Annotated in this window: 5 protein-coding genes, 1 tRNA gene and 1 pseudogene; 2 read left to right on the top strand and 5 right to left on the bottom strand. The window is 71.7% G+C overall.

The genetic code is table 11. The features are described from left to right. Positions 1–68: 68 nt before the first annotated feature. From thrS to ACWF94_RS28875, 3 genes are all read right to left on the bottom strand, one after another. Positions 69–2,045: a threonine--tRNA ligase gene (thrS, locus tag ACWF94_RS28885; RefSeq protein ID WP_453494749.1), complete on the bottom strand. Its 1,977-nt coding sequence runs from the start codon at positions 2,043–2,045 to the stop codon at positions 69–71. A 146-nt stretch (positions 2,046–2,191) separates the two neighbouring features. Then, the gene (locus tag ACWF94_RS28880) at positions 2,192–3,406 is read right to left on the bottom strand and encodes a hypothetical protein (protein WP_453494746.1); all 1,215 of its coding nucleotides are present in this window, start codon (positions 3,404–3,406) and stop codon (positions 2,192–2,194) included. Beyond that, entirely contained in the window at positions 3,406–4,011 is a 606-nt protein-coding gene (locus ACWF94_RS28875) for a DUF4365 domain-containing protein (protein ID WP_453494743.1), read from the bottom strand. The genes ACWF94_RS28880 and ACWF94_RS28875 overlap by 1 nt, the downstream gene beginning before the upstream one ends. Positions 4,012–4,323: 312 nt before the next feature. On the opposite strand from ACWF94_RS28875, the gene ACWF94_RS28870 reads away from it, so the two are divergent. Beyond that, positions 4,324–5,049, top strand: coding sequence for an exonuclease domain-containing protein (locus ACWF94_RS28870; RefSeq protein WP_453494740.1), 726 nt, complete (start codon positions 4,324–4,326; stop codon positions 5,047–5,049). A gap of 128 nt (positions 5,050–5,177) precedes the next feature. Here ACWF94_RS28870 and ACWF94_RS28865 read toward each other — a convergent pair. Together ACWF94_RS28865 and ACWF94_RS28860 are read right to left on the bottom strand one after the other, a co-directional pair. Next, a tRNA-Val gene (locus ACWF94_RS28865) sits at positions 5,178–5,249 on the bottom strand. A 38-nt stretch (positions 5,250–5,287) separates the two neighbouring features. Further along, entirely contained in the window at positions 5,288–5,764 is a 477-nt protein-coding gene (locus ACWF94_RS28860; RefSeq protein ID WP_453494737.1) for an SRPBCC family protein, read from the bottom strand. A 146-nt stretch (positions 5,765–5,910) separates the two neighbouring features. Between ACWF94_RS28860 and ACWF94_RS28855 the strand changes: the two are divergent. After that, positions 5,911–6,796 (top strand): annotated as a pseudogene (locus ACWF94_RS28855) (SCO7613 C-terminal domain-containing membrane protein); the annotation flags it as partial.

The following is a 6,796-nucleotide window of genomic DNA, read 5'->3' as shown; positions in this document are numbered from 1 at the left end:
GCCGACGGTGCTTTGAGCTTGTGATGTTTCCGGATCTTCGGATCACCCCCGCCCCGGCGGGGACCGTGTCACACCTGCTCGCGACGCTCCACCACGTCAACGATCCGGGCGAGGGCCTGGTCACGCGGAATGCCGTTCTCCTGCGTGCCGTCGCGGTAGCGGAACGACACCGTGCCCGCGTTCATGTCCTCGTCACCCACAATGATCATGAACGGAGTCTTCATCCGCTGATGGTTCCGGATCTTTTTCTGCATCCGGTCGGAGGACGCGTCGACCTCCACCCGCAGGCCCTTCTTCTTCGCCTCGGCGGCGAAGGACCGCAAGTACTCGACATGCGCGTCACCGATCGGGATGCCCACCGCCTGCACCGGGGCCAGCCACGGCGGCATCGCACCCGCGTAGTGCTCCAGCAGCACCGCGAAGAACCGCTCGATCGAGCCGAACAGCGCCCGGTGGATCATCACGGGCCGCTGCCGGGAACCGTCCGGGGCGGTGTACTCCAGGTTGAACCGCTCGGGCAGGTTGAAGTCGAGCTGCACGGTCGACATCTGCCAGGTCCGGCCGATCGCGTCCCGCGCCTGCACCGAGACCTTCGGGCCGTAGAAGGCCGCGCCGCCCGGGTCGGGGGTCAGCGGCAGCCCCTGCTTCTCGGCCACCTGACGGAGGACCTCGGTGGCCTCCTCCCACGTCTCGTCCGACCCGACGTACTTCTCCGGGTCCTTGGTGGACAGCTCCAGATAGAAGTCGGTCAGCCCGTAGTCCCGCAGCAGATTCAGTACGAAGGTGAGTGTGCGGTCCAGCTCCTCCGCCATCTGCTCACGGGTGCAGTAGATGTGCGCGTCGTCCTGGGTGAAGCCCCGGGCGCGGGTCAGACCGTGGACGACGCCGGACTTCTCGTACCGGTACACCGTGCCGAACTCGAACATCCGCAGCGGCAGCTCACGGTAGGAGCGCCCCCGGGCGTCGAAGATCAGGTTGTGCATCGGGCAGTTCATGGGCTTGAGGTAGTAGTCCGTACCACCGTCGAGCTGCATGGGCGGGTACATGCCCTCCGCGTACCAGTCCAGATGGCCGCTCTTCTCGAAGAGGGCGCCCTTGGTGGCGTGCGGGGTGTAGACGAACTCGTACCCCTCCTCCTCGTGCCGCTTGCGGGAGTAGTCCTCCATGACCCGGCGCACGATGCCACCGCGCGGATGGAAGACGGCGAGGCCGGAGCCGATCTCGTCGGGTACGGAGAAGAGGTCCAGCTCATTGCCGAGCTTGCGGTGGTCGCGCTTCTCGGCCTCGGCGAGGAAGTCCAGATGGGCCTTCAGCTCGTCCTTGGACGGCCAGGCCGTGCCGTAGATCCGCTGCAGCATCGGATTCTTCTCGCTGCCGCGCCAGTACGCGGCGGCGTTGCGCATCAGCTTGAACGCCGGGATGTTCCGGGTCGTCGGCAGATGCGGGCCCCGGCACAGATCGCGCCAGCACAGCTCACCGCTCTTGGCGTCCAGGTTGTCGTAGATCGTCAGCTCACCGGCCCCGACCTCGACATCGGCACCGTCGTCGCTGGACGCAGAACCCTTGATCCCGATCAGCTCCAGCTTGTACGGCTCGGCCGCCAGCTCCGCGCGGGCCTCCTCGTCGCTGACGACCCGGCGCGAGAAGCGCTGGCCGCGCTTCTGGATCTCCTGCATCTTCTTCTCGATGGCCTTGAGATCCTCGGGCGTGAACGGCTTCTCGACATCGAAGTCGTAGTAGAAGCCGTCCTTGACCGGCGGGCCGATGCCGAGCTTGGCGTCGGGGAACAGCGCCTGCACGGCCTGGGCCATGACATGGGCGGCGGAGTGGCGCAGGATGTTCAGCCCGTCGTCGGAGGAGATCCCGACCGGCTCGACCTCCTCGCCGTCCCGGATCTCGTACGCGAGGTCTTTCAGCTCCCCCGCGACCCGGGCGGCGACGATCGTGCGCTCACCGGCGAAGAGATCCGCGGCCGTCGTGCCCGTGGCCACCACGCGCTCTTCCCGCTCGGAATCGCGTTGGATGATCACACGGACGTCTGACACCGGACTCTCCTGACTGATGGGGTGCGCCAGCGGAGGCTGTGCGCGCCTGAATCGTACCGAGCCCAGGGGGGCGCCCGCGAAACGGCCGGTGGCCCCGCGCAGTCCCCCGCGCAGTCCCCCGCTCACTCACGCGCTCACTCCCGTGCTCAGTCCCCCGAGGTGTCGTCGAAGTACTCGGGAGCCTCCTTCAGGGCTTTCATCAGCCGGTCCCGCTCGGCGTCGTCGACCCGGACGAGCGTGACATCGGACGCGTCGGTGAGCCGCCGGAAGCCGCCGCGGCTCTCCAGCCGCCCCACCACCCGGATCGGTACGCCGACCAGATGGGCCTGGCCCGCCGTACGGTACGCGTACTCCTCCAGCGCCACCCGGACATGCGGGACCTCGGCCCCGGCCAGCACCCTCAGCCGTACGGTCCCCGGTCCGCGCGGGCCGGCCCGGCGCATCCGGACCACGGTGCCCGTGATCCGTACCGGCACGGACGGCTCGTCGTGGAGATAGCGGGCCCCCGCGGCGCGCAGGGCGGGCAGATCGCCGGGGGAGAACTCCACCGGGCCGCCCACGGCGGCGCAGCCGTCGGGGACGCCGGCGGCCGGCGACCACTCCAGGGCGATCCGGGCCCCTTCCGAGCCGCGTACCAGCGCGATGACGGCCTCGGTCAGCTCCCGGCTCACCCCCAGCTCCACGGCCGCGTCGAACGCCTGCATACCGCCGGTCGCCCGCTGGTAGTCCGCCGCCTCCCGGGTGGCCTGGAGGGCGTGGTAGAGCCGGACCATGACCGAGCGGCCGTCCTCGACGGGGACGAACGCGGTCAGCACCCGGCCGCCCGGCGCGGGTCCGACGAGGACTCCCCCGAGCGCCGCCTGTGCCTGCCGCCTGTGCCGGGCGCCGTGGTACCCGGCCCGGCCGCGGGCGGCGAGCGCGCCCGCCATCAGCATCTGGCGGGCGGCGCCGCGCAGTTGCTCCTGCACACTCCAGGGGACGGCGCCCGACGGCGCGTGGGGCACATCGCGCCACCAGCGGATCTCGTCGCTGGGCACGGTGAGTCCGACGAGCACCTCGCGGGCCGATGGGGCCGCGCTGCGCGCCAGGGCGGTCAGCGCCTCGCCGATGAGGTCGTCGCAGTCCGGGAAGGCGCGGCTCTCGGGGACGAGCAGGCTGGTGCCGCCCGCGAGGTCGCCGGGCGGGGTCCACCGGGCGTAGCGGCCGGCCGGTCCCCCGCGCCGCCGCCAGCCGTGCCGCTCCAGCAGGGCGCCGAGGACGGCGGGGTCGATCCGGGCGGGGTCCGGACCGCCGCCGTCCCCGCGGCCGGGGGCCCGCGCCGTGGGGCGCGGCCGGACGGAGTCGTCTTGGGGACGGTGCATCAGGGTCTCCCTCCCGCCCCGACCCTCGACATGATCTCGCAGAGGGCCCGGTCGTCGAAGATCCGTGAGGTCGGGATCCGCACGGTGGTCCTGCGCCTGCCCGTCACCGGGTGGCCTGCCAGGTTGGTCCAGTAGCAGCAGTGCCGCAGATCGAGCCGGTCGTGACCGGCCCGCAGCCACTCGTCCTGGGTCCGGGGGACGAGCATCACCACAAGGATCTTGTGCACCGCGACCGGGGTGCGGGCCAGCTTCACCAGATGCTCGTTGTCGAGGACGAACGAGAAGTGGGGGAAGCCGGACCCCGCCCGGTGCGGTGGGATCTGATACGTGCACTTGAGCTGCACCTTGATGGTCACCTCGTCGTCGACGAGATGACCGGCCGAGCTGTGGCTCACATGCCAGTCGATGCCGCTGTCGGGGAACGGCTGCGAGAGCGAGCAGCCGGCCGCGGCGGCGACGGCGTGCAGATAGCCGACTTGAAGCGTTTCCATACAGGCGGTGGTGGCGAGCGCCCCCCGCACTACCGAGGGCCGCTGGGGCAGCAGCCCTCCCCCGTGGTTCCGGGCACGGGAGGTGCCCCCATAGTCGGGCTGCGGGAGCGCCATGGCTCTTGGTGCCTTCCGGGCTGTGCCGATCGCCGTCCGTGCGGCTTGTCCGTCTTTCCGTGGAGCTGGTCCGTACATCTGCGTACAGGGGTCCGTACAGGTCCGTCCGGGTCCGTCCGGGTCCTTACGGCGGCGGGGGTCACACGGCATGGATGTGACAGGGATGTGACAAGGGGTGTCCGGACAGGGCGTCAGATGTCAGCCCTGTCATCTGTGTTGTCACCGCCCTGAGTACGGCGCAAACAGCCCGGGTATCACCGATTCGGGCAGGGGGACTTGGCCATCTGCCAGGCAGGCACGAGGAGTTCGGGGATGAAGTACTGGTTTGACGGCCCCCTGGCCGCGTTCGACACGGAGACGACAGGGGTCGATGTCGAGGCGGACCGCATAGTGTCGGCCGCTCTGGTGGTCCAGGACGCGGCGGACGCCCGGCCCCGGGTGACGCGCTGGCTGGTCAATCCGGGGCTTCCGGTGCCGCCCGCGGCGACCGAGGTGCACGGGCTGACCGACGACCATCTCCAGCGCCACGGCAGGTGGCCGGCGCCGGTGATGGAGGAGGTGGCGAGGGCGCTGGCCGAGCAGTGTGCCGCGTCCCGCCCGCTGGTGGTGATGAACGCACCGTTCGATCTGACGATCCTCGACCGGGAGCTGCGCCGCCACCGGGCGACGCCGCTGTCCCGCTATCTGGAGCATGTGCCGCTGTGCGTGCTGGATCCCCGGGTGCTGGACAAGCAGCTGGACCGCTATCGCAAGGGCCGCCGCACGCTGACCGATCTGTGTGCCCAGTACGAGGTGGTGCTGGACGGGGCGCATGACGCGGCGGCGGACGCGCTGGCGGCGCTGGAGGTCACGCGGGCGGTGGGGCGCCGTTTCACGGCCCGGCTGGAGCGGCTGTCCGCCGCCGAGCTGCATACGCTCCAGGCGGTGTGGCACGCGGCGCAGGCGCGGGGCCTCCAGGCGTGGTTCGCCCGCAGCGGTACGCCCGAGGCGGTGGACCCGGCGTGGCCGCTGCGGCCCGAACTGCCCGCCGCCGCCTGACCCGTACCGCCGTATAGCTGTATAGCTGTATAGCTGTATACGGGGACACCGCCCGCACCGGGGCCGGGACAACCGGGCCCGGGACACCAGAAAGCCGGTCCGTCGATGACGGACCGGCCTTTCCCGGGTGGGCGATACTGGGTTCGAACCAGTGACCTCTTCGGTGTGAACGAAGCGCTCTCCCACTGAGCTAATCGCCCGGGAACGCCCCGACCATACCGTCCCCGGCCGTCCGCCTTCAAATCCCCTCCGCCGGGCGCGGGGCCGCCGCTCCCGAGGCGAGGTAGGCGACGAGGCCGCGCCGCCCGGCGCGCATCATGGCGGCGTGGTTGGCGCGGAACACCGGGCGGGCGAGCGGCGCCAGCCGTCTCATCGACGGTTTGCGTACTTCCACTTCCTGGTCGTAGCGGGCCCGGGTGCCGGCCGCGAGGGGCGTCAGGGTCCAGCGCGCCCACCCCTCCAGATCGCCGTCCATCCGCATTTCGAGTACGCGTCCGGTGGGGTCGCGCCGCACGGCGCGGGCGGTGATGTGGAGTTCGTACGGGAGGAAGGAGCGGACGCAGGCGGTGCCCGTGGCGTCGTCGAGCGGGGTGACCCGGCGGACCTGCGGCCACCAGCGGGGGTACTCCTCGGCGCGCGCGAGGACCGTGTAGACGGCGTCGGGCCGGGCGGTCAGGTCCCAGACGCTGCGGAAGCGGTAGTGGCACCAGTTCATGGTTCCAGTCTGCGCCTGTTCGTGGTGCCAGCCTGCTCCCGTTCACGGTTCCAGTCCGCGCCCGCCGGCGGCGGGGAGCGGTACTCACCCGCGATCTGAGTACCGGCGCCCATGCCGGTCGGTGTGGCGGAGCCCACACTCCGACCATGAGAAACGTTCCGCCTCCGCTGCCGCCGGCCGAGGAACTCGTGATCCTCCATCGCGAGCTGTCCCGACTGGACGCCCGCAGGGCCCAGTTGCTGGCCCGCCGGGCCTGGCTGCTCGCCGCGCTCCAGCCGGGGGCCGTCCGCCCGCCGCACGCCCACGCGGCGACCCCGCCGCACGCCCACGCGGCCACCCCGCCACAGGGGCCGCATCGGGCCGGGCCGGGCGCCGAGGCGTCCTCGCCGAGTGTCCAGAATCTGCTGCTCGCGCTGGGCGGCGTGCTGCTGGCCATCGCGGCGATCGCGTTCACGCTGGTCAGCTGGGGCGACATGGGGATCGGCGGCCGTTCCGCGGTGCTCGGCACCCTCACGCTGGCAGCGCTCGGGACACCCGTCGTACTGCTGCGCCGGGGGCTCACGTCCACGGCGGAGTCGGTGGCCGCGCTGGCGATCGTCCTGATGGCGCTGGACGCCTACGCGCTGCACCGGGTGGCGCTGTCCGGGACGGACGGTGTGCTGTACGCGGCGTGGGCGACGGGCGTCCTGGCGGCGCTCTGGACCGCGTACGGGCTCGCGCTGGACAAGCTGCGGATCCCGCTGCGGATTCCCCTGCCGGTGGCCCTGGTGACGGCCCAACTCCCGCCGGCGCTCTGGTCGGCGAGCGGCACGGCCGCCGCGCCGCCGCTGGAGTGGGCCCTGCTGGCGACGGCCGCGTTCGATGTCGTGGTGGCGGTGCGGGCGACATCCCTGGGCATCCGGGTGATCGCCACGGCGGGTGCTTCGGTCACGGGTGGCTGCGCGCTGCTGGCCGGCGGCTTCCGGTCGCTGGTGGCCGAGTCGCCGTCCGGGGCCCTTGAGCCCGCGGCGCTGCTGGCGGCGGGCGCCGGGG

Source organism: Streptomyces sp. NPDC055078 (genome assembly GCF_053607985.1).
Note: the sequence above shows the minus strand (reverse complement) of the source record. Positions and strands in the feature narration are given on the sequence as shown.

Excerpts from the sequence above, each read along its gene's own strand:
- ACWF94_RS28880 (WP_453494746.1), bottom strand. The coding sequence starts at position 3,406 with ATGCACCGTCCCCAAGACGACTCCGTCCGGCCGCGCCCCACGGCGCGG.
- ACWF94_RS28875 (WP_453494743.1), bottom strand. The coding sequence starts at position 4,011 with ATGGCGCTCCCGCAGCCCGACTATGGGGGCACCTCCCGTGCCCGGAAC.
- ACWF94_RS28870 (WP_453494740.1), top strand. The coding sequence starts at position 4,324 with ATGAAGTACTGGTTTGACGGCCCCCTGGCCGCGTTCGACACGGAGACG.
- ACWF94_RS28860 (WP_453494737.1), bottom strand. The coding sequence starts at position 5,764 with ATGAACTGGTGCCACTACCGCTTCCGCAGCGTCTGGGACCTGACCGCC.